This is a genomic window from Acinetobacter bohemicus ANC 3994 (assembly GCF_000367925.1).
GTDB classification, from domain to species: domain Bacteria; phylum Pseudomonadota; class Gammaproteobacteria; order Pseudomonadales; family Moraxellaceae; genus Acinetobacter; species Acinetobacter bohemicus.
This window is the reverse complement of the sequence record NZ_KB849167.1, coordinates 147356-169760: the sequence shown is the minus strand read 5'-3', so window position 1 is coordinate 169760 and position 22405 is coordinate 147356. Positions and strand designations below refer to the sequence as shown.

Below are 22405 nucleotides of genomic sequence, written 5' to 3'. Positions count from 1 at the left end.
AAGAAGATCATTAAGAGATTATGAAGAACAACTTGTGTGGATTTTTACTGGTTGATTGATCGAAATTATTTTCATTGATTGATGGTAGAAATTACTCGAAGTTTATTTGAGAAATATTTGTCAGAAAATTGATGAGCCAAGATTGGTAGCCTTTAAGCTACTACTGATTTTAAACTGAAGAGTTTGATCATGGCTCAGATTGAACGCTGGCGGCAGGCTTAACACATGCAAGTCGAGCGGAGATGAGGTGCTTGCACCTTATCTTAGCGGCGGACGGGTGAGTAATGCTTAGGAATCTGCCTATTAGTGGGGGACAACATTTCGAAAGGAATGCTAATACCGCATACGCCCTACGGGGGAAAGCAGGGGATCTTCGGACCTTGCGCTAATAGATGAGCCTAAGTCGGATTAGCTAGTTGGTGGGGTAAAGGCCTACCAAGGCGACGATCTGTAGCGGGTCTGAGAGGATGATCCGCCACACTGGGACTGAGACACGGCCCAGACTCCTACGGGAGGCAGCAGTGGGGAATATTGGACAATGGGGGGAACCCTGATCCAGCCATGCCGCGTGTGTGAAGAAGGCCTTTTGGTTGTAAAGCACTTTAAGCGAGGAGGAGGAGCTCTAGACTAATACTCTAGATGCTTGGACGTTACTCGCAGAATAAGCACCGGCTAACTCTGTGCCAGCAGCCGCGGTAATACAGAGGGTGCAAGCGTTAATCGGATTTACTGGGCGTAAAGCGTGCGTAGGTGGTCTTTTAAGTCGGATGTGAAATCCCTGAGCTTAACTTAGGAATTGCATTCGATACTGGGAGACTAGAGTATGGGAGAGGATGGTAGAATTCCAGGTGTAGCGGTGAAATGCGTAGAGATCTGGAGGAATACCGATGGCGAAGGCAGCCATCTGGCCTAATACTGACACTGAGGTACGAAAGCATGGGGAGCAAACAGGATTAGATACCCTGGTAGTCCATGCCGTAAACGATGTCTACTAGCCGTTGGGGCCTTTGAGGCTTTAGTGGCGCAGCTAACGCGATAAGTAGACCGCCTGGGGAGTACGGTCGCAAGACTAAAACTCAAATGAATTGACGGGGGCCCGCACAAGCGGTGGAGCATGTGGTTTAATTCGATGCAACGCGAAGAACCTTACCTGGTCTTGACATAGTAAGAACTTTCCAGAGATGGATTGGTGCCTTCGGGAGCTTACATACAGGTGCTGCATGGCTGTCGTCAGCTCGTGTCGTGAGATGTTGGGTTAAGTCCCGCAACGAGCGCAACCCTTTTCCTTATTTGCCAGCGGGTTAAGCCGGGAACTTTAAGGATACTGCCAGTGACAAACTGGAGGAAGGCGGGGACGACGTCAAGTCATCATGGCCCTTACGACCAGGGCTACACACGTGCTACAATGGTCGGTACAAAGGGTTGCTACCTAGCGATAGGATGCTAATCTCAAAAAGCCGATCGTAGTCCGGATTGGAGTCTGCAACTCGACTCCATGAAGTCGGAATCGCTAGTAATCGCGGATCAGAATGCCGCGGTGAATACGTTCCCGGGCCTTGTACACACCGCCCGTCACACCATGGGAGTTTGTTGCACCAGAAGTAGGTAGTCTAACCGTAAGGAGGACGCTTACCACGGTGTGGCCGATGACTGGGGTGAAGTCGTAACAAGGTAGCCGTAGGGGAACCTGCGGCTGGATCACCTCCTTAACGAAAGATTGACGATCGGTAAGAATCCACAACAAGTTGTTCTTCATGAAGATGTATCTGAGGGTCTGTAGCTCAGTTGGTTAGAGCACACGCTTGATAAGCGTGGGGTCACAAGTTCAAATCTTGTCAGACCCACCAATCTAACGAACGAAGATGAAGAAATTCATTGAGAGACAGAGAAGAAGATATATCGAATCTAATGATAAGCTGGGGACTTAGCTTAGTTGGTAGAGCGCCTGCTTTGCACGCAGGAGGTCAACGGTTCGACTCCGTTAGTCTCCACCATATATAAAGCTAGGTGATTACAGAATTTAGTGAATATAAAAACTTAATTAAGTTTTTAGTTTATTAAATTCTGTGATTTATCACAGTTACCTACGATCTGACGAAGACGTAGTTAATCATTAACAGATTATAAATTTGAGTTGAAATAAATTGTTTAAACTCAGAACTGAATTGACATTAATTTGTATCACGCAAGTGTTACGAAGAAATGAAAATAAAGAACTGAGCACTAGCGATTAACTGAATCAAGCGTTTTGGAAAACGAACTAGATTGAAGCTGTACTGTGGTTAAATCCACAAAACTCGAAGCAAGGTCATCAACATTAACTTGTAGTGTTGAAACGACTGTTTGGGGTTGTATAGTCAAGTAATTAAGTGCATGTGGTGGATGCCTTGGCAGTCAGAGGCGATGAAAGACGTAATAGCCTGCGAAAAGCTCCGGGGAGGCGGCAAATATCCTGTGATCCGGAGATTTCTGAATGGGGAAACCCACTTACCATAAGGTAGGTATCGCATGATGAATACATAGTCATGCGAAGCGAACGAGGGGAAGTGAAACATCTCAGTACCCTTAGGAAAAGAAATCAATTGAGATTCCCTTAGTAGCGGCGAGCGAACGGGGAAAAGCCCATTAAGTTATCTAAGTTCTAGTGGAATGCTCTGGGAAGTGCAACCATAGTGGGTGATAGTCCTGTACACGAAAGGGCTTAGATAATGATGTCGAGTAGGGCGAGGCACGTGAAACCTTGTCTGAATATGGGGGGACCATCCTCCAAGGCTAAATACTCCTGACTGACCGATAGTGAACCAGTACCGTGAGGGAAAGGCGAAAAGAACCCCTGTGAGGGGAGTGAAATAGATCCTGAAACCGCATGCATACAAGCAGTGGGAGCCGGCATTGCGTCCGGTGACTGCGTACCTTTTGTATAATGGGTCAGCGACTTATATTCAGTAGCGAGGTTAACCGAATAGGGGAGCCGTAGAGAAATCGAGTCTTAATAGGGCGAATTAGTTGCTGGGTATAGACCCGAAACCAGGTGATCTATCCATGAGCAGGTTGAAGGTTGGGTAACACTAACTGGAGGACCGAACCCACTGTCGTTGAAAAGCCAGGGGATGACTTGTGGATAGGGGTGAAAGGCTAATCAAACTTGGTGATAGCTGGTTCTCCCCGAAAGCTATTTAGGTAGCGCCTCGGACGAATACCATTGGGGGTAGAGCACTGTTTCGGCTAGGGGGTCATCCCGACTTACCAAACCGATGCAAACTCCGAATACCAATGAGTACTATCCGGGAGACAGACTGCGGGTGCTAACGTCCGTAGTCAAGAGGAAAACAATCCAGACCGCCAGCTAAGGCCCCAAAATTATAGTTAAGTGGGAAACGATGTGGGAAGGCATAGACAGCTAGGAGGTTGGCTTAGAAGCAGCCACCCTTTAAAGAAAGCGTAATAGCTCACTAGTCGAGTCGGCCTGCGCGGAAGATGTAACGGGGCTAAAACTATATGCCGAAGCTGCGGATTTGCAATTTATTGCAAGTGGTAGGGGAGCGTTCTGTAAGCCGATGAAGGTGGATTGAGAAGTCTGCTGGAGGTATCAGAAGTGCGAATGCTGACGTGAGTAACGACAATGCGAGTGAAAAACTCGCACGCTGAAAGACCAAGGGTTCCAGTCCAACGTTAATCGGGGCTGGGTGAGTCGACCCCTAAGGCGAGGCCGAGAGGCGTAGTCGATGGGAAATTGGTTAATATTCCAATACTTCTGTGTAATGCGATGAGAGGACGGAGAAGGTTAAGTCAGCCTGGCGTTGGTTGTCCAGGTGAAAGGTTGTAGGCATGTATCTTAGGCAAATCCGGGGTACTCTATGCTGAGAACTGATAGCAAGCTGTACTTGTACAGTGAAGTGGCTGATACCATGCTTCCAGGAAAAGTCTCTAAGCTTCAGTTACACAGGAATCGTACCCGAAACCGACACAGGTGGTCAGGTCGAGTAGACCAAAGCGCTTGAGAGAACTCTGCTGAAGGAACTAGGCAAAATGGTACCGTAACTTCGGGAGAAGGTACGCTGCCGACGGTGATGGGATTTACTCCCTGAGCGGTTGGCAGCCACAGAAACCAGGCCCCTGCAACTGTTTATTAAAAACATAGCACTCTGCAAACACGAAAGTGGACGTATAGGGTGTGATGCCTGCCCGGTGCTGGAAGGTTAATTGATGGGGTTAGCGTAAGCGAAGCTCTTGATCGAAGCCCCAGTAAACGGCGGCCGTAACTATAACGGTCCTAAGGTAGCGAAATTCCTTGTCGGGTAAGTTCCGACCTGCACGAATGGCATAATGATGGGGGCGCTGTCTCCAGCAGAGACTCAGTGAAATCGAATTCGCCGTGAAGATGCGGTGTACCCGCGGCTAGACGGAAAGACCCCGTGAACCTTTACTGCAGCTTGACATTGAACTTTGATCTTACTTGTGTAGGATAGGTGGGAGGCTTTGAAACTCGGACGCTAGTTCGAGTGGAGCCAATCTTGAAATACCACCCTGGTAATATTGAGGTTCTAACTCTGCTCCATTATCTGGAGCGAGGACCATGTCTGGTGGGTAGTTTGACTGGGGCGGTCTCCTCCTAAAGAGTAACGGAGGAGTACGAAGGTGCGCTCAGCGTGGTCGGAAATCACGCGTAGAGTATAAAGGCAAAAGCGCGCTTAACTGCGAGACCCACAAGTCGAGCAGGTACGAAAGTAGGTCTTAGTGATCCGGTGGTTCTGTATGGAAGGGCCATCGCTCAACGGATAAAAGGTACTCTGGGGATAACAGGCTGATACCGCCCAAGAGTTCATATCGACGGCGGTGTTTGGCACCTCGATGTCGGCTCATCTCATCCTGGGGCTGAAGCAGGTCCCAAGGGTATGGCTGTTCGCCATTTAAAGAGGTACGCGAGCTGGGTTTAGAACGTCGTGAGACAGTTCGGTCCCTATCTACCGTGGGCGTTGGAAATTTGAGAGGATCTGCTCCTAGTACGAGAGGACCAGAGTGGACGAACCTCTGGTGTACCGGTTGTGACGCCAGTCGCATCGCCGGGTAGCTATGTTCGGAAGGGATAACCGCTGAAAGCATCTAAGCGGGAAGCCTACCTCAAGATAAGATTTCCCAAGGACTTTATGTCCTCTAAAGAGCCGTTGAAGACTACGACGTTGATAGGTTGGATGTGGAAGTGCAGTGATGCATGAAGCTGACCAATACTAATTGCTCGTGAGGCTTGACTATACAACACCCAAACAGTTGTATTGCTCATCTAATTCGATACAAAATACTTGATTTAGTTTAAAAGCTAGTTACAATACCAACTCAAATTTAGCATAATCTGTTAATAACTCATTTGGTACAAAGTAAGGCATACGAAATAAACAGCGTAAATAAGACCCGAAAAAGTCCATAAACAGTTGTGCTGGCGACAATAGCAAGAGTGAACCACCTGATCCCTTCCCGAACTCAGAAGTGAAACCTCTTCGCGCTGATGGTAGTGTGGGGTTACCCATGTGAGAGTAAGTCATCGCCAGCTCATTATTACTAAAAACACCCTCTTCGTTAGAAGAGGGTGTTTTTTTATGTGCGGGAAAAATTAAATAAAAATATAGGCCTTAAAATGAGCCTTTATACACGCTACGATTAAGATGTGTAGTGCGTATCCGCTTTTAAAATTGAATAGTGACTAATTTGGTAGATATCTTTTAGCTAAATAAAAGGGCTAACTAATTAGGTGCTTATGAGCAGCAGTAAAAAATTACTGAAAATGGTCACATAGTTTGGCTGAGGTGGTTCAGTGCCTATCAACGGGTCATATCTTTATGTTTGGTTTCAAACGTTACGATCCAATAACTCAAGACTACAGAGTCTAGCGATTCACTTGCAGAATTGGCAATCTTAAAAAGAATTGTAACGAAGAGTCACCGAAAAACGGGATATATTCAAAAAAAGCTGCGGTTGCAAGCCAGCCTAAATGAAAGTGTCCATTATTTAGGCTAATTACACATATGGCCTGTCCATCACTTATGTCCGACTTTAGATGTTTATCTAGCTGAGCTATTAGTAAAATTGTCCCAAGCGACAGTCGCTTTCAGGCCTCATTAGCTAGTTTGGGCTAAAATATGGGGAGTTTATGGTGTTATCCAAGCCTAGAGCTTATGCTGGTCTCCATCGTTATTGTAAATACTCTGGATCGATAGTTTAATCTAACTCAATTTAATCAACTGTGGGGGCATCTGGTATTAGTTAGATTGGTACTCATGAAGGTAAGGGTTGTATCTTGTTATTGTGATTGTTTCTGGATTTATATAGTTGTTTGGTCGATGAACTGGAATTACGATGGCTTTGGTATTAGAGGTTTGATTGATGGTTTTATGGCGAAGAAACCTAAAGCACGCAGTCTTGACTTATTTTGATCAAGGCAGTCAGTACACCCATTATCAATGACAGACTTTCTTGAACATCATCATTTTCTGAATAATAAGCATCGTATCCTGCTCATGCCATGATAATCTTGAGGGCTTAAAATGGTTGATCGTATCTAGAATACTAATGTTTATTCGCTGCTTGTTCATCGATGAAACTGTTTTTATTTTCGGATAATATTCATCATGTACATGAAAAAAGCCCCGACATCCTGTCGAGGCTTTTTCGTATTCGTTTAAAGGTATTACTTTTGTGCTACCTCAGCATCCTGCTGTTTTGTACTTTTATCATTTTTGTTTTTTAGAAACATCCTGTTTCTCTATAAGTTAAATATAGTGAAGATTACTGTGCTTGAACAGCAGTCATTTTCCATATTTTATGTAAGCTCAGGCTTACAGTCAGGTTAGAAATGTATGTCTATGCCGAAATAAGGCCCTTTAAATTTTAATTTGGCTTCTTGGTTGGAACCCTCGTCGAGCTGAATATCTAAAATGCGATAACCTACTTTAGCACCGACATCCACAAGCAAAGTGTCGACAAAATTATATTTAAGTTCAGCCTGTGCATCGGTAATTTTATCATGATCTAATGAAGAAAAACTGACCTCAGCCCCAGCACTTAATCCTGTAAATGGTAGTTTTGCACCCGCTTGCGCATAGATCATAGGTATAGTCCCACTGATATCCTGAGTTTGGGTATCATTTTGACGGATAGTACCCTCTAGACGTTTAGCACCAAAGCCAATATCGGCCGATATAATATTATCCAGTACTTCGTAATATAGAATGAAATCTGAATAATCGAGATCGACCTGATGGCGCTTTAGCCCTGAAAAGCTTTGATCACTTTCAGCTTGTAGATCGGTATGTTTAACTTTGATATTGGGTAAAAAGGGCACTGGATGTTCCACTGCAATCGAAAATGACATGCTGTGATCATTTTCAAGCTCTGCTTGTGCGCCTACAGAGGTTGGCTGCTGTAAATCAGCATTATAATGCCAATAATCAATACCGCCTTTGACTGCAATAATATCGGCTTGTGCGGTGTTAAATGTACTGAGTCCGAGTACAAAACAAAATAATTTGAGTGCTTGCATGGAAATCCTGAAAATGAGGTCGATTATTTTGCAAAATAATGTTGTGCTTAAAATAGAGTCAGTGGATGCTGAATTGATCAAATCATATAGCGAATGAAAGCAAATTGCATTGCTGTTATTTTTAAAATAGCTCGTGTCAGATTCATGATATGCCGTTTGTTTATGGCAATGATGTGCTGTCGCATGCCGCTGTAAAAAGCCAGCTTTGGGTTGTGAAAAGTGCAAGATACGAGTTATGACTGGCAAAAAAAGCGATTTTTTGATCAATTCATAAAATATAGATTATTAAATTAAATAATTTCCGTAAAAACTACAGAAAAAAGCGCAAAAAATGGGTATTGTTCAAACATTGAAAGGCAAAAATCAGCAAAAGACTTTAAGCAAGATTTTGTAATGATTGCCTGTTTGTATTTTAGAACAAGACGCTCAAAAGGTGACCTCTAACGTCAAACACACAAATTATTTTTGAATGGTACTTTTTTGCTTGCGAGATAACCAGATAACAAGCAGCATTAAAAAGTGCCTAAGTTTAGGTGTTCTATGACAGATACTCGTGAAAATTGGACGTCACGATCGGGCTTTATTATTGCAGCGATCGGATCCGCAGTTGGTTTAGGTAATATTTGGCGCTTTCCATATGTCGCTTATGAAAATGGCGGTGGGGCATTCTTAATTCCTTATTTGATTGCATTAATTACTGCAGGTTTACCGCTTTTATTTCTAGATTATGCAGTCGGACATAAAAGTAATCGTTCCCCTCCAAAAGCATATCGTGCCATTTTTAAAGGCGGCGAAACACTGGGATGGTGGCAAGTTTGTGTGTGTATCATCATTGGTTTGTACTACGCCAGTGTTTTGACTTGGGCCGGGAGTTATATCTACTTCTCGATTGGTCAAATGTGGGGCAGTGACCCAGAAGCATTTTTCTTTAAAACGTATTTACAGACTTCAGAAGCCACAGGTTTTGACCCACGTTTTGTAAGCCATATTTTCTGGCCCTTGGCTGGTATTTGGGCATTAACTTTAATCATTTTATACGGTGGTGTGAAAAAAGGCGTTGAACTGTCCAACAAGATTTGCATGCCGTTGTTATTTATTTTATTCGTACTTTTGGTGATTCAAGCACTTCGATTACCGGGTGCGGTGCAAGGTTTAAACGCCTTCTTTACCCCAAACTGGTCTGCGATGATGGACTATAAAGTTTGGTTGGCAGCCTATGGTCATACCTTCTTCTCGCTTTCAGTGGGCTTCGGGATCATGGTGACCTATGCGTCTTATTTAAAACCAAAGACCAATTTAACCGGTTCAGGCTTAATTGTTGGTTTTGCCAATGCTTCAACTGAAATCTTAGCTGGTATTGGTATTTTTGCGGCACTTGGTTTTATGGCACATGCTGCAAATAGCAATGTGCAAGATGTGGTAAGCGGTGGTATTGGTCTGGCCTTTATTGCCTTCCCTAAAATCATTTCTAGCTTGGGTGCCGGTGCTGATTTATTCGGAATTTTATTCTTTACCTCATTATTTGTTGCGGGTATTTCATCGATGGTGAGTATTTTGGAAGTTCCAATTTCAGCCATGATGGATAAGTTGAAATGGAGCCGTAAAAAAGCCGTTTCGATTATCGGTGGGGGCAGTGCGTTGGTTTCAATCGTGCTCTTTTCAAGTGTTAATTCGATTAAATTGGTTGATATTATTGACCATTTCATCAATAACATTGGCATCATTGGTGGTGCATTGCTGTCGATTATTTGTGTGGCGTGGTTCAAGCGTTCAGCTTTGATTGAGATCAGAAATCATGTTAATGCCATTTCAACCGTGCAATTAGGCAAAGGCTGGAATTTTACGCTAACAGTGATTACCTCTTTGATTTTGTTGGTTACTTTAGGCATGACCATTTATAACTTGCTGTTAAAAGGTTATGGAGATTATAGTTTAAGTCTACAGTGGTTATTTGGATGGGGCTGTGTCATTTTCTGTGCAGTCATTGCCTTTATTTTGACTCGTGTCAAAGACCGCTAGGAGAGCAAAGATGAATACTTCAGCAATCGTAATGATGATTATCTCGATGGTGTTTTTGTGGGGCGGCTTGGCTTTGTCGATTCTTCACTTGATGAAAAACCCTGAGGAACTTGATGATGTTCTTGAGGATGTCAAAGATCAACATACGCTCTAAGTAAAATAATTCAGTCCATACTGATAAAATATGTAAATGAAAGTCATTATCATTTATGATGATGGCTTTCTTGTTTCTAAAATGGAGCATGGCGATGCACACCATTTTGCCTCATCAAGTTTTAATCGCATTTGCAGTGACGTTGCTTGCTGGATTGGCCACCGTGATTGGTGGTGCATTGGTTTTGTTTTTTAAGCAACCGAGCTATCGTTTTTTATCCTTCGGCTTGGCTTTTTCTGCTGGGGCCATGGTCTATGTTGCACTGACTGAAATTTTAAATAAATCGATTGCTTCTTTTAGCCAAGCTTTTGAGCCTAAATGGGGTTTTGCTTTTGGTACGTTTTCCTTTTTATTGGGCGTGATTTTGGTGGTGTTATTGGATCGTTTTATTCCAAATCCGCACCAAACCATTGAACAAAACAATACTGTCGCTTTAGAACAACAACAATTAATGCGCACGGCTTTACTGACTTTATTTGCGATTACTGCACATAACTTACCCGAAGGTTTGGCCACATTTTTTGCCACTTTAGAAAGCCCCACTTTAGGTGCACCCTTAGCTGTAGCAATTGCTATTCATAATATTCCCGAAGGTGTTGCGATAGCCTTGCCTGTATATATGGCCACAGGACGTAAAGATTTAGCTTTAGCTGCGAGTTTTGTTTCTGCTTTAGCTGAACCTTTTGGTGCCGCATTGGGTTACTTTATTTTGGCACCTTTTATGAGTTTTAGTGTTTATGGTGCGGTATTTGGCGTGATTGGTGGGGTGATGGTGTTTTTAGCATTGGATGAATTATTGCCCACAGCAAAGCGTTATGCCCAAGGTCATGAAACAGTTTACGGGTTGGTGATTGGCATGGCATCTTTGGCCATCAGTCTGGTACTGTTTAAATTTGTCAGTTAATCGCTTGCTCAGATCAATTCTTTTTTAATCATCTATCAAGTATTTATAATTTTGCGCTACTAAATTGAAAACTTAGTGTCAACCTTAATTAAGATCAGCCAAAAGTTATAAAAAAGAAAAAACCGAGTTAATGGCTTAACTCGGTTTCCATGCACATATGCTCACTCTATTTCAGAATGGCACACTATCTTTAAGGCTTATGCAGTTTTTTGAATACGGCAATAGAAGAAACCATCGCCACGCCCTACCTGTGGTAGTAATTGGCGACCATGAATCTGCTCAATGCCCCAATCGGCATCAATTTTAATTTCTTTCGCATCGGCATGTTGGGCAAAGAAGTCGACCATTTGCTGTTCATTTTCTGCTTTTAAAATGGAGCAGGTGATATACAGCAATGTGCCGCCCACTTTGAGTTGTTGCCACATATTTTCAAGAATTTGCTTTTGCAGCTGTACCGTTTTGGCAATGTCGCCAGATTGACGCAGTAAGCGAATATCGGGATGGCGACGGATCACACCAATCGCTGAACAAGGTGCATCCAGAACGATACAATCCGCAAGTTCAGGCGACGTCCATTTCACAGCATCGGCAGTGATAATTTCAACATGCTTTTCGCTTAAAGCCAAACGTTCTAAGTTTTCAGACACACGTTTTAAACGTTTTTCATCTTGGTCGAGCGCGATCAGTTTTTTCGGCTGATATTTCTCTAAAATATGTGCGGTTTTACCGCCGGGTGCTGCACAGGCATCAATCACGAATTTGCCATTCAAGTCGGGTAACAAGGTTGCACAGAGTTGCGCATGTTCATCTTGTACTGAAAAACCACCCGCTTCAAAACCGGGAAGGCTTGGGACATGAAGACTTTCATCTAGCACAATACCGACATTCGAAAGTTCACACGCGTGTGCTTCAATGCCTTCATCTTCTAAAATTTCAAGATATTCGTCACGGCTGACTTGTAAGGTGTTGACGCGCAAGGTTAAGGGTGCAACTTGTTTCAGCTCGTAGCTGATTTCAGCCAGTTGCTCGCCCCAGTCTTTTTTCAAACGTTTTGCTAACCAGCTTGGCAAATTCGATGCTTGTTCTAGAACATCGTAGAACTGTTCTGTTTCACGTGTTGCGCGGCGCAAAATGGCATTGACTACACCACTTAAGCTTTCCATACCCAGTTGTTTGGCTGCTTCTACCGTTTCAGAAATAGCGGCATGGGCTGCAACGCGGGTACACAGCAATTGGTATAAGCCAACGTATAAACAGGTTTCAACGACTTGGTTTTCCAGTGGTTTAGTCAACAACGGTAAAGTCACTTGTTTGAGCGCATGCCATTGGCGTAAACAGCCAAGAACTAATTCATGGTACAAGGCACGGTCTTTGTCAGACACAATCGCCATGTGTTGCTGAAGCACCGATGCCAGTGATTGACCATTTTGGACAGCCAATAACGTTTTAACAACCTGAGCACGTAAGTTTAAAGTCTTACCAGAGGCATGGGGAGATTGTCTCATTATAAAATTTGTCCAATATTCAGTTTTTGGGTTTGTAAAATTTGTACGGCATTAAGCGGTTTACCACCCGGCCATTGTAAAGCAGTTAGCGTGATGACTGTATGATTTGCACAGGCCACATGTACACCGTGTTTATCAATGGCAATAATTTCACCGACTTGGGCATTTTCCGTGGTTTCATGCGATAAGACCGAATTCCAGACTCTTAAGTTATTTTGCTCATCCAGTGCGATAAATGCCACAGGCCAAGGATTAAAAGCACGGATATTACGGTCAATCTGTACGGCGTCTAAAGACCAATCAATTTGTGCTTCAGCTTTGGATAATTTATGCGCATAGACTGTGAGTGCTTCGTCTTGCACTTCACGTGTTGCTAAATAGTGTTGTAATTTTTCTGTCGATTCTAACACCGCCACAATGGCGGTTGCACCTTGAATGGCCAATTTGTCATGTAGGCTGGCAGAAGTATCGGTGGCTTCAATCGGACACAAGGTTTTATACATCATATCGCCTGTGTCTAAGCCTGCCGCCATTTTCATGATGGTCACACCCGTTTCGCGATCACCTGTAGCAATGGCACGCTGAATGGGTGCTGCACCACGCCAGCGTGGAAGCAGTGAACCATGAATATTGAGACAGCCATATTTCGGCGTGTCTAAAACCACTTGCGGCAAGATTAAGCCATAAGCAGCCACCACCATCACATCCGCATTTAAGGCTTTGAGTTCAGCTTGTGCTGCTAAGCCTTCTTCAGTAGAGGATTTAAAATGCAGCGGCTGATAAACCGGAATGTTGTGGGCTAAAGCCAATTGTTTCACTGCCGATGCCGTTAATTTTTGCCCACGACCTGCTTTGCGGTCAGGTTGGGTATAAACAGCGACAATTTCATGTTCTGTTTTGAGAAGTGCGTCTAAAGCGACTGCTGCAAATTCAGGAGTACCCGCAAAGATGATTTTCAACTTTATTTGGCTCAATTCGTAAAATGTTTTCTTATTATAGCAAACTGAAAATGCATATCTTGATCAGAATCAAAAATAGCTGTAAAACGCGTTCTTGAACTGTAAAAAACTGAAATTAATCAGCATGAACACCTTAATAGCCGTGCTTGATTTAATTGTTATTAATAAATTTAATTTATATAAAATTTAAATATTATTCATGAAAGTTTTGTATTTAAATCGATGTGATAGCGTTATATTAGTTTCTAGTAGCTATTTTTTTGATATAAATTGTCGAAATATCACTAGATTTATCGCATAAGACATCATCGCTATAGGACTTGGCTAAAAACAGGCTATAGGATGGGTCTATATTTCGACTGCTTTAGCGTTATATATCAGTATCATTCAGCCAGAGTGAATCGTAGAATTCATTTCGAGCACAAACTTTGTTGGAAATACACAATGCCTGACTATCGTTCAAAAACATCGACACACGGAAGAAATATGGCTGGCGCACGTGGCTTATGGCGCGCGACAGGCATGAAAGATGAAGATTTTGGTAAACCGATTATTGCGGTGGTCAACTCCTTTACCCAATTTGTTCCGGGTCATGTACATCTGAAAGATTTAGGTCAACTGGTCGCAAGACAAATTGAAGCTTCAGGTGGCGTAGCCAAAGAATTCAACACCATTGCGGTGGATGATGGTATTGCGATGGGGCATGACGGCATGCTGTATTCATTGCCTTCACGTGATTTGATTGCGGACTCGGTTGAATATATGGTCAATGCGCATTGTGCCGATGCCATGGTCTGTATTTCCAACTGTGACAAAATCACTCCGGGCATGTTGATGGCGGCGATGCGCCTCGATATTCCAGTGGTTTTTGTTTCTGGCGGCCCAATGGAAGCCGGTAAAGTTAAAATCCGTGGCAATGAAAAAGCCATCGATTTGGTTGATGCCATGATTGTGGCCGCAGATGACAGCTTTACTGATGAAGAAGTGGCTGAGTATGAACGCTCTGCATGTCCAACTTGTGGTTCATGTTCAGGCATGTTTACAGCTAACTCAATGAACTGCTTGACCGAAGCTTTAGGTTTATCTTTACCGGGCAATGGTTCAACTTTAGCAACCCATGCGAATCGTCAAAAATTATTCGAACGTGCAGGTCAGTTGATTGTAGAACTGGCAAAACGTCATTATGAACAAGATGACTACAGCATTTTACCGCGTTCAATTGCCACCAAAGCGGCTTTTGAAAATGCCATGACCCTTGATGTATCGATGGGCGGTTCAACCAATACGGTATTGCATTTATTGGCAGCTGCGCATGAAGCGGGTGTTGATTTTACCATGACCGATATTGATCGTCTTTCGCGTAAAGTTCCTGTGCTGTGTAAAGTTGCACCGGCAAAACAAGACGTGCATATGGAAGACGTGCATCGTGCCGGCGGGATCATGTCGATTTTGGGCGAATTAGACCGTGCAGGTCTATTGGATACCTCAGTACCAACGGTACATGAAAAAACCTTAAAAGATGCCTTGGACAAATGGGACATCATCCGTACTGAAGATGCAGACGTGTATGAGTTTTTCCGTTCAGCACCGGGTGGTGTACCAACGCAAACCGCATTTTCACAAAACCGTTATTACCAAACTTTGGATGGTAACCGTGAATCGGGTGTGATTCGTAATGCAGCCAATGCCTTCTCGCAAGATGGTGGTTTGGCGGTACTTTACGGCAACATCGCACTCGATGGTTGTATTGTGAAAACAGCAGGGGTAGATGATTCTATTCTTAAATTTAATGGAACAGCACGGGTTTTTGAAAGCCAAGATGCTGCGGTAGAATCAATTTTAGCGGGCAACATTGTTGCAGGCGACGTGGTTGTCATTCGTTATGAAGGGCCACGCGGTGGGCCGGGGATGCAAGAAATGCTCTATCCAACCAGTTACTTAAAATCAAAAGGTTTGGGTAAAGACTGTGCTTTACTCACCGATGGTCGTTTCTCTGGCGGTTCATCAGGTCTTTCTATTGGTCACGTTTCGCCTGAAGCGGCTGAAGGTGGTGCAATTGGTTTGGTTGAAGATGGCGACCGTATCGAAATTGATATTCCAAACCGTACCATTCACCTTGCTGTGGATGAAGCCACCATGGCAGCGCGCCGTGAAGTGCAAGAAGCCAAAGGTTGGCAGCCTGCTGAAGCACGTCCACGTAAAGTGTCTAAAGCATTGAGAGCCTATGCCAAGCACACCACCAGTGCTTCGAAAGGTGCGGTACGTGACATCTAATGTGTAGTTTTACCGATTGAAAAAAGCACTCCAAATGGGGTGCTTTTTTAATGTTGCTAGAAAATGTCACGATCACATTTTGCTTTGAGATTTAAAAATGGTAATGCATAGATACTTCCTTACTTTTGACAGCGCAAAAGTAACAAAACGCTTTGTTGCCCTAATGCAGCATCCTTGCTGCATAGGGCAACAGCGACATCCATGTCGCTTGGTCATGTGATTAAATTTCAGTGCAACGGCTTTAAAAGATAAATTTGCTGAAGCAGCGTTAGACGTTTACATACTAGCTGCTTTCTATACAATCAAAAGAATAATAATTCGCCATGACTTCATTTAAATCAGAATGAGTCTAAGCCACGGAGCGCTTCATGAGTAAAGACAATATCCGCGAACATTCAGCCCCTGTTTATGAAGGCATAGAAAATGCCCCAGCACGTTCCATGATGCGTGCTACCGGTTTTAAAGATGCAGATTTTCAGCGTGCCTTTATTGGCATTGCCTCGACTTGGGCCAATGTCACGCCCTGTAATATGCACATCGATGGTTTGGCACGTGAAACTGAAAAGGGTGTGAATGCCGCAGGCGGTAAGGGCATTATCTTTAATACCATTACCATTTCTGACGGGATCTCGAACGGCACCGAAGGGATGAAATACTCGTTGGTTTCTCGTGAAATTATTGCCGATTCGATTGAAGCCGTGGTGGGCTGTCAGGCCTATGATGGGGTGATTGCCATTGGTGGTTGTGACAAAAACATGCCGGGCTGCATTATGGGCTTGGCGCGTTTAAACCGTCCGGGTCTGTTTATTTATGGTGGAACCATTAAACCGGGCGCAGGTCATACCGACATGATTTCTGTGTTTGAAGCGGTTGGGCAGCATGCCAAAGGTGAAATCAGCGCCATTCAAGTCAAGCAAATTGAAGAGGTGGCATTACCGGGACCGGGTTCTTGTGGCGGGATGTATACCGCGAACTCGATGGCATCGGCGATTGAAGCACTCGGTATGAGCCTACCGGGTTCATCTGCGCAAGAAGCTGTTTCCGACGAGAAAAAAATCGACTGTCTGCGTGCTGGTGAGGCGGTCATGAACCTATTACGTCTGGATATCAAGCCGCGCGACATTATGACCAAAGCGGCATTTGAGAACTCGATTAAAGTGCTGATTGCGCTGGGTGGTTCGACCAATGGGGTGCTGCATATGCTTGCGATGGCACATACCGCAGGCGTTGAACTCACACTGGATGATTTTGTCCGTATTGGTCAATATATTCCAGTGCTGGCGGATGTTCGCCCATCAGGCAAATATTTGATGTCTGAACTGATTGCCATTGGTGGCATTCAACCGTTAATGAAGCGTATGTTAGATGCAGGAATGCTTGATGGCTCATGTTTAACCGTGACGGGCAAAACCTTGGCGGAAAACTTGGCCGATGTGGAAGATTATCCCGCAGGTCAGCAGATTATTTTACCTTTTGATGCCCCGATTAAAAAAGACTCGCACCTTGTGGTGTTGAAAGGCAACTTATCCCCTACAGGTGCCGTGGCTAAAATTACTGGTAAAGAAGGTTTATATTTTGAAGGTCCTGCACGGGTATTTGAAGGCGAAATTGGCGCTATGCGTGGGATTTTGGATGGTGAAGTACAAGAAGGCGAAGTGGTGGTAATTCGCGGTGAAGGTCCTAAAGGTGGGCCGGGTATGCCAGAAATGCTGAAACCAACTTCGGCGATTATTGGTAAAGGATTAGGTAAATCTGTGGCATTGCTGACCGATGGTCGTTTCTCTGGTGGCAGTCACGGTTTTGTGATTGGTCATGTCACGCCTGAAGCCTATGAAGGTGGACCGATTGGATTGGTCAAAAATGGTGACAAAATTTCGATTAATGCCGAAACCCGTGAAATGACTTTACATATTTCTGATGCGGAAATGGCCGCGCGTAAAGCCGCTTGGGTAAAACCAAAACCTAATTATACCTATGGTGCTTTAGCCAAGTTTGCTAAATTGACCACAGGGGCGGAAAAAGGGGCAGTTACGGATCTAAATTTAGATGTATAATTGATCATTCTCTAACAAATTGTTATAAACCCTTGTAGCACTACAAGGGTTTTTTTTTCGAGGTTTATCTCATGTCACTGTTACGCCGTTGGTTTGATCCACTTCGATCGCGCTGGTTTTACCAAAAGCCGATGCGTCAAGTGGTATTATCTACGGAACACGGTTTAACTATTCACTTGCGTTTAGATGATGTGTATAGCTATTTGGCTGTACAGCAGTTACCTGAGCTTGAGGAAATTTTGAGTGATGAACTCAAACCTTTAAAAGTGATCATTTCCAGCCAAAAGGCAGAGCCTCCTAATGATATGTCACAGGTGGAGTGGCAAAACTACTGCTTAAACGATGCGAAAATTTTATCGAAACAGCACCGTTTTAGTTTTCATGAGACCCCCGAACAACCGCCCACTGAAGCCATCCAACAAGCAGAAACCATCCTTCGCAACACGCCACTCCGTGGACAAGATTTCCTGTATTTACTGGAAGATGTATTTCACATACTGTGGCAAAAACAGTATGGAAAATTACGCACTTTATATGCCATGGCCAGTCGACATCATCCAGCGCAAGATTTTCCAGAACGTATTTTTAACGATGATGCTGTACTGGCCAGTTATTTTGAATTGAGTGATCGTAAATATCATGCGGTTGATGATTTACTGCGCTTGGTGCGCCGTTTAAAACAGCAAAAACAATTAACGGGAAATCCTATCTTTTTGATTAATCATATTGATTGGCGTGAACATCTGATTAGCGATGCCGAGGAACTGAATGAAATTCAGGCCTTAGACCCTGAATTGGATTTATATATTGCACTGGAAGATCCGATTTCATGGCTATTGTTGGCGTATATTAAAGAAGAATTGGCCAATTATTATAATATTCACCTGAATGTCTATCCGCTTTCTTATCATGGACGTGACTTATTTGATTGGAGTCTGGCGACGCGTCTTTCCAAACGTACAGAAGTGACCTTTACTCCATTTTGCCGTCCTACCCAGTCTGCAACCTGTGACATGGCACGGCTGTTTTATAGTGTGCCTGAAGAGCAACGGGTTGAGGCGATGTATCGCATTTTACAAGCGGTATGGACCAAAGGGCAGGACATGTCGTTCAAAGCACATTTTGAACAGCTTAAGCGTGATTTAGAGATTAATGAATTAACCCATGAAGATATTACTGCCAAACTGCAAGAAAATGACATACTCTGTGAAATGAAATCACAGCCTGATTTTCCGGTACTTGAACTACGTATTGATGGTCAAAGTTATGTCTTTAATAGTTTGTATCGAGTCTGGATGATTGAAAGTATTTTTAGTAATGTTTTAGAAGACCAATATAAAAGTGAAAATGATGATAGCAACGATGAAGAAAGAAAAATGTGAGTCTTTAGAACAAGCGCGTGAAAAGATTGATGTCCTTGATACGGCACTGATTGAAATCATTGCCACACGTCAATTTTATGTGGATCAAGCTGTCCGTTTTAAGAATAGCGTGCAAGATGTGCAATCACCCGAGCGCGTCGAGCAAGTGATTAACAAGGTCCGTACCCAAGCCATTGCATTGGGAACAGATCCAGATTTGGTTGAACACTTATATCGAGAAATGATCCAACGTTTTATTCAAAGGGAATTGAAAGAAATTCGCCCTTAAACGGATTATTGAAATCGCGTTTTTACAGTCCCCATTGTAATTCTAAGTCAGTAATTGTATTGCTGACCAATTGGTATTCATATTTTTTGCAAGCCACCCATAATTGCATAAAATCGGCACCTAAATATTGTTTAAGTACTGCATTTTTTTCAAAGCGTTTTAACGCTTCGAGTTGATGATTGGGCAATAATGTTCTTGCATCATGCGCTTTCATTTCATGGCTGGCTTTGGGTAATTGAAGTGCATCATGGGTTAAGCCATGTAACACACCAATTAAGATCACACTAATACATAAATAGGGATTCGCATCGGCACCTGCAACCCGATATTCTAAACGACAATTTTCTGGATCTGCACAGGGCAGTCGAATAGCCACATTGCGATTATTCACGCCCCAATTGGCTTCTAAAGGCACATGATGCGCAAATTGAAAGCGGCGAAAAGAATTAATATTCGGCGCCAGAATGGCCATCGATGCAGGCATTAACTGAAGCAGACCAGCAATCACTTGCCCCATGCGTTGATTGGGCTTTTTAAGCTCATCCGTTGCACAGATATTTTGTTGAAATTGATTTAAAAGGCTCATGTGAAAGTGCAAGCCGCTACCCGCACTCGACATATTGGGTTTGGCCATAAAGCTGGCATTTAGACCATGCATATTGGCACTCTGTTTCACAATGCGTTTAATAGCCATTATCTCATCACAGAGTTTTAAGATATCGGCACGATGTTGCAGGTTAATTTCGAATTGACCCGATGAACTCTCTGCAACAATGGCAGTGATCTGGATATTTTGTTTTTTAGCTTCGATTTCAATGTTTTCTAACACCGTTTGATAACGGTTGGGAGCATCGACATCAAAACATTGCGTTTGCTCCGCTTTGTGTTCGGGATGGCTTGGTTGGGTATATAAATAAAACTCGATTTCTCCTGCCATAACGGGGAAATAATTCATTTGATTTAAGCTTAACAGGATTCTTTTTAAGATATTTCTGGGTTCAAATTTGCAGTCTGCACCATTGTCAGATTTCATGCTTAAATAGAGTTGCGCATGTTTTTCAGATTGGTTTGCGCAAGGACGTAAAGAGCCTAAAATGGGTAAGCAAAGCTGGTCTGGTTCCCCAATATATTTTCCAAGTCCACTTTCTTCAATCACTTTGCCTTCTAAACTCATGGCGTAAACCGATAACGGAAAATAACAACCTTTAGAGAGATTTTTCAGGCTTTTGATATCAATTCTTTTACCACGCAGATGTCCATTTAAATCATGCAGGCAAATATCAATATGCTCGGTCGCAGGGTATTGCTTTAAATATTGCTCCACTTCCAATAAGAATTGATCAGCATCTTTAGATTCCAAATAAAGCGTATTGGTTGAACTTGAAGCTGGATGATAAAGCGGCATATTCATATTTTTAACATCGCTGTAGAGATCAAAAAAGTATAGAAATATTGATCTCAACAGTAACGTAAAAAGAGCGTAAATTTTTTCACCATCAAAATATAGAAATATGGCGGATAGCCTCAAGCAAAGATTGAAGCTGCCTTCCAAAAACAATGATTTTCCTCTTAGCACGCTTCATCTAGCATAGCGTTCACAGTTTAAAGAGTGCAGCGCATATGGTTGGGTTTGTAATTGGAGTATTTGCGCTTGCAGGGATGATCAAAGGAACCATTGGTTTAGGTTTACCCGCTGTTGCTATGGGCTTACTCACGCTTTTTATCAGTCCTTTTCAAGCTGCAACTTTACTGATTGTTCCTTCAATGGTCACCAATGTCTGGCAACTGTTTGCAGAAGGGCATGTTCTACGATTGGTTCGCCGTTTCTGGTCGTTATTGATCGGTATTATCGTGGGTTCGATCTGGAGTGTGTTCCCGACTTTAGGACATGGTGAATTCCAAAGTGAAGCCTTGCTGGGAGGTATGCTCACGCTATATGGTCTGTACGGTCTATTTGCTAAAAACATGCCCAACTTGGCACCCTATGAAAAATACTTATCTCCTGTGATGGGCTATTTAGGAGGGGCATTAACGGTGGCAACGGGTGTAATCGTGATTCCCGTGGTGCCTTTTTTGCAATCCTTACATTTAAAACGTGATGATCTGGTGCAATCTTTAGGTTTGGCTTTTACAGTTTCAACCCTTTGCTTGGCTGTATTTTTACAGCAAAACCGCATCGAAGCTATGTCATTCGACTATAAAATGGCCTTGATTGCATTATTCCCTGCACTCGTGGGCATGTGGTTAGGAACCAAAATCCGTTATCGTATTCCTGAGCAAAAATTCCGTAAAGTGTTCTTTTGTGGCTTGGTCATTTTTGGTGGCTACATGGTGCTGCATCAGTTTGGCGTGATTTAAAACGGCCTGCCTAAAAAGTTAAGCAAGTCGTCTAAATAGATGATTTAGACTTTTTCGACAGTAAAAACTGACTGAAATGCTGATAGGCAATAGGCAGCTGGTCAAAGTTCTTTGCTGCCAATAACAGCTTCCGGTTCGCCCATTCTCCGGTTAATTCAATGTGATGTAATGGGTAAGTAGAATTTAAACGGTGTGCTGCCCGTTTCGGGATAATGGCAATGCCGACACCATTGGCAACCACTTGTGCAATTGCGGCAAAATTGGGTAAGCGTAAACGATACTGAATGGCATAACCTAATAATTTGGCTTGGGTTTCAATGGATTGTTGGAGGGAGTGATAGGGCATTAAACCGACAAAGGGATAATGGATCACCTCTGCCAGTGGCAACTGGGTTTTGTGCTTTAATTCATGTTGGATGGGGCAAATTAACACTAAGGGGTCATCGCTAAATTCTAAAGTTTGTAAATGTTCTGAATTAAAAAAGCTTGAGATTAAGCCCAATTGCGCCGTGCCTTTGTCTAAGCTTTGAATAATGTCATTGCTTTCCGCTTCTTTTAAATCAATCTGTATATTCGGATTTTCGACCAGATAGGGCGGTAATAATAAAGGCAGATATTCACTTTGGGCAGATGAATTGCACCACAGGGTGATTTGTGAAGGTATGCCTTCGGCATACACTGCCATAACCTGTTGTAACTGATGACTTTGCTGGATCATTAACTGCGCCTGTTCGGCAAAAGTTTGTCCTGCAATGGTCAACTTGACCCCAGAGGCATGGCGAGTAAATAAATTGACCAAAAACTGTTGTTCGAGTTTTTTAATCCGTTCACTGGCGGCTTGTACAGAAAGAGCCGAGCGCTCAGCACCTTTGGTGAGACTGCCTGTGTCGACAATATTTAAGAACAGTTGCAGGTCAAAAAAGTCGAGGCGCATGCGCTGTGTTATCTCAGTGAAATTGATCTCATCATACTCAAATTTGCTCAAGATCAAACA

13 protein-coding genes, 2 tRNA genes and 3 rRNA genes are annotated in these 22405 nt (G+C 43.3%); 13 read left to right on the top strand and 5 right to left on the bottom strand.

What is annotated here, in order from left to right:
• The first annotated feature begins 171 nt into the window (after nucleotides 1-171).
• The 5 genes from F994_RS07750 (at nucleotide 172) to rrf (ending at nucleotide 5548) form a co-directional block, all read left to right on the top strand.
• Nucleotides 172-1709, top strand: a 16S ribosomal RNA gene (locus tag F994_RS07750).
• 61 nt (nucleotides 1710-1770) lie between these two features.
• Nucleotides 1771-1847 (top strand) — tRNA-Ile (locus F994_RS07745).
• A gap of 71 nt (nucleotides 1848-1918) precedes the next feature.
• Nucleotides 1919-1994, top strand: a tRNA-Ala gene (locus F994_RS07740).
• Nucleotides 1995-2355: 361 nt separating this feature from the next.
• A 23S ribosomal RNA gene (locus F994_RS07735) occupies nucleotides 2356-5253 on the top strand.
• 180 nt (nucleotides 5254-5433) lie between these two features.
• Nucleotides 5434-5548: ribosomal RNA gene (rrf, locus tag F994_RS07730) — 5S ribosomal RNA — on the top strand.
• Together the 16S, 23S and 5S rRNA genes with 2 tRNA genes alongside form the textbook arrangement of a ribosomal RNA operon.
• Nucleotides 5549-6841: 1293 nt before the next feature.
• On the opposite strand, the gene F994_RS07725 is transcribed toward rrf, so the two are convergent.
• On the bottom strand, nucleotides 6842-7534 hold the full coding sequence (locus F994_RS07725; RefSeq protein WP_004649716.1) for a TIGR04219 family outer membrane beta-barrel protein: 693 nt from the start codon (nucleotides 7532-7534) through the stop codon (nucleotides 6842-6844).
• Nucleotides 7535-8074: 540 nt separating this feature from the next.
• On the opposite strand from F994_RS07725, the gene F994_RS07720 reads away from it, so the two are divergent.
• The 3 genes from F994_RS07720 (at nucleotide 8075) to zupT (ending at nucleotide 10611) form a co-directional block, all read left to right on the top strand.
• Nucleotides 8075-9553 (top strand): sodium-dependent transporter, encoded by a 1479-nt coding sequence (locus tag F994_RS07720; protein WP_004649715.1) that lies wholly within the window; start codon nucleotides 8075-8077, stop codon nucleotides 9551-9553.
• A 10-nt stretch (nucleotides 9554-9563) separates the two neighbouring features.
• Nucleotides 9564-9707, top strand: coding sequence for a methionine/alanine import family NSS transporter small subunit (locus F994_RS17190; protein WP_004649714.1), 144 nt, complete (start codon nucleotides 9564-9566; stop codon nucleotides 9705-9707).
• Nucleotides 9708-9801: 94 nt separating this feature from the next.
• Entirely contained in the window at nucleotides 9802-10611 is an 810-nt protein-coding gene (gene zupT, locus F994_RS07715) for a zinc transporter ZupT (protein WP_004649713.1), read from the top strand.
• Nucleotides 10612-10808: 197 nt separating this feature from the next.
• Here the strand turns inward: zupT and rsmB are convergent, their stop codons facing one another.
• Both rsmB and fmt read right to left on the bottom strand, forming a co-directional pair.
• Nucleotides 10809-12116 (bottom strand): 16S rRNA (cytosine(967)-C(5))-methyltransferase RsmB, encoded by a 1308-nt coding sequence (gene rsmB, locus F994_RS07710; RefSeq protein ID WP_004649711.1) that lies wholly within the window; start codon nucleotides 12114-12116, stop codon nucleotides 10809-10811.
• A complete protein-coding gene (gene fmt, locus F994_RS07705) occupies nucleotides 12116-13075 on the bottom strand; it encodes a methionyl-tRNA formyltransferase (protein ID WP_004649710.1) in 960 nt (319 codons plus the stop codon). The genes rsmB and fmt overlap by 1 nt, the downstream gene beginning before the upstream one ends.
• Before the next feature lie 444 nt (nucleotides 13076-13519).
• Between fmt and ilvD (F994_RS07700) the strand changes: the two genes are divergently transcribed.
• The 4 genes from ilvD (F994_RS07700) to F994_RS07685 all read left to right on the top strand — a co-directional run bounded on the left by ilvD (F994_RS07700) (nucleotide 13520) and on the right by F994_RS07685 (nucleotide 19053).
• Nucleotides 13520-15349 (top strand): dihydroxy-acid dehydratase, encoded by a 1830-nt coding sequence (gene ilvD, locus F994_RS07700; protein ID WP_081399745.1) that lies wholly within the window; start codon nucleotides 13520-13522, stop codon nucleotides 15347-15349.
• Nucleotides 15350-15717: 368 nt separating this feature from the next.
• Nucleotides 15718-17403 (top strand): dihydroxy-acid dehydratase, encoded by a 1686-nt coding sequence (gene ilvD / locus F994_RS07695; RefSeq protein ID WP_004649708.1) that lies wholly within the window; start codon nucleotides 15718-15720, stop codon nucleotides 17401-17403.
• Nucleotides 17404-17474: 71 nt separating this feature from the next.
• A complete protein-coding gene (locus F994_RS07690; protein WP_004649706.1) occupies nucleotides 17475-18785 on the top strand; it encodes a PX domain-containing protein in 1311 nt (436 codons plus the stop codon).
• Nucleotides 18766-19053 carry a chorismate mutase gene (locus F994_RS07685; RefSeq protein ID WP_034696899.1) on the top strand — a complete coding sequence of 96 codons (288 nt, stop codon included), beginning with the start codon at nucleotides 18766-18768 and terminating at the stop codon, nucleotides 19051-19053. Before F994_RS07690 ends, F994_RS07685 begins: the two co-directional genes overlap by 20 nt.
• Before the next feature lie 22 nt (nucleotides 19054-19075).
• On the opposite strand, the gene F994_RS07680 is transcribed toward F994_RS07685, so the two are convergent.
• Nucleotides 19076-20458: a glutamine synthetase family protein gene (locus F994_RS07680; protein WP_228128044.1), complete on the bottom strand. Its 1383-nt coding sequence runs from the start codon at nucleotides 20456-20458 to the stop codon at nucleotides 19076-19078.
• Between the two features lie 215 nt (nucleotides 20459-20673).
• Here F994_RS07680 and F994_RS07675 point away from each other — a divergent pair, with 215 nt between their 5' ends.
• A complete protein-coding gene (locus tag F994_RS07675; RefSeq protein ID WP_004649703.1) occupies nucleotides 20674-21411 on the top strand; it encodes a sulfite exporter TauE/SafE family protein in 738 nt (245 codons plus the stop codon).
• A gap of 31 nt (nucleotides 21412-21442) precedes the next feature.
• Here the strand turns inward: F994_RS07675 and F994_RS07670 are convergent, their stop codons facing one another.
• Nucleotides 21443-22345, bottom strand: coding sequence for a LysR family transcriptional regulator (locus F994_RS07670; protein WP_004649702.1), 903 nt, complete (start codon nucleotides 22343-22345; stop codon nucleotides 21443-21445).
• Nucleotides 22346-22405: the final 60 nt, after the last annotated feature.